The 1,338-nt window shown below is 69.1% G+C and carries 1 protein-coding gene; it reads right to left on the minus strand.

The features are described from left to right. Positions 1-289: 289 nt before the first annotated feature. The gene (locus tag ACWC9T_RS41885; protein ID WP_449826260.1) at positions 290-1,255 is read right to left on the minus strand and encodes a TniB family NTP-binding protein; all 966 of its coding nucleotides are present in this window, start codon (positions 1,253-1,255) and stop codon (positions 290-292) included. Positions 1,256-1,338: the final 83 nt, after the last annotated feature.

The raw sequence follows: 1,338 nt of genomic DNA on the forward strand, positions 1-1,338 counted from the left end.
GCGGCCGGCGAACGCGTCGAGATCACCCGCAATGGACGGTTGATCGCCGTGCTGACACCGCCCGACCCCGAGCAGCGAGTGTTGGTGTGCTGAGTGATTGCTGGCCTGGGGTGTTGTGGGTTCGCTGAGAAGTCGAGTGGGCGGTTGGGTTGGGGTGGGTGGGGGTTTGAGCTGGGGTTGTTCGTTCTGCGTGGAGTGTGGCGGGGTGGGTTGTAGGTAGTTCTGGCGTGTAATGGCTCGTTTGGTGTTTTTGCTGGTCAGTGCTGTTTTGCCTGGTCCGGTGCGGGGGTTAGCGGGTGCGGGGGCGGTGGTGGGTTTCGGCGAGGTGGTCGAGGCGGATGGCGTCGAGGGACGCCTTGGTGATGCGTTCGGTGCCGTCGGCGATGGCGGTGATGGCGGCTTGGCGGATGAGCCGTGTGAGGGATCCGATGCGGCCCGCGGTGCGCTGGTGGAGGTAGGGGGCGTGCCGGGGGAGGGTGCCGGGTTTGTGGTGGTGGAGGTCGAGGGCGTTTTCGATGTCGGTGATGACGTCGCGGAAGGGTTCGTGCTTTCCGTGGCGGGCGGGGAGGGGGCCGCAGGTGATGAGGGTGGCGCGTCCGGCGAGTTGGGCGCCGCGGGTGCCGGTGAACAGGGGTGTGTCGGTGACGTCGATGCCGGCGTAGACGAATGTGGCGGGCAGGCGTTCGGTGAGGTCTTTGAGCAGGTCGGCGGTCTGGGCGCCGGTGGTGGTGCGGGGGTTGAGGCGGTGGATCTCGTCGATGAGGACGAGTTGGACACCGGCCTGGGTGTAGGTGTGGCAGACGGCGTCGGTGATCTGGGTCTGGGTCATGCGGGTGGCTACGGGGAGGCCGAGGTAGCGGGCGAACTCGGTGATGAGGGTTTTCGCGGTGGCGCCGGGCGGGACGAGGACATAGGCGACGGGTGCCGCGGCGTGGGCTGATCCGGGCGGTGCGGGGTTCTTGCGGATGTGGGCGAGGTGGCAGGTACGCCCGACGTTCAGGAGCGCGGTCGTCTTCCCTGCTGCGGCGGGTCCCGTGACGATCAGTGAGGGCCGGGCGGTGGTCTGCTGGTGGCGGCCGAGGATCATCAGGGTGCGGACCTGGGTGGAGAGCTGGCTGATGGCGGGGGTGCGGATGGTGACGAACGCGGAGTGGTAGGCGAGGCGCTCCTCAAGGCTGCGGGGTGGGTCTTCGGGTTGGGGCGGGGTGGGCGGGGTGGTGGTGGCGAAGCGGTGCCAGCCCTGCCAGGTGGTCAGGGGCCAGGACGGCTCGGCCGTGTTGTCGCTGTCTGTGCCGGCGGGTGCGCTGCTCGGATGGTGTGCTGCGGGGCGGGGGCGGG

The organism is Kitasatospora sp. NPDC001159 (genome assembly GCF_053598235.1).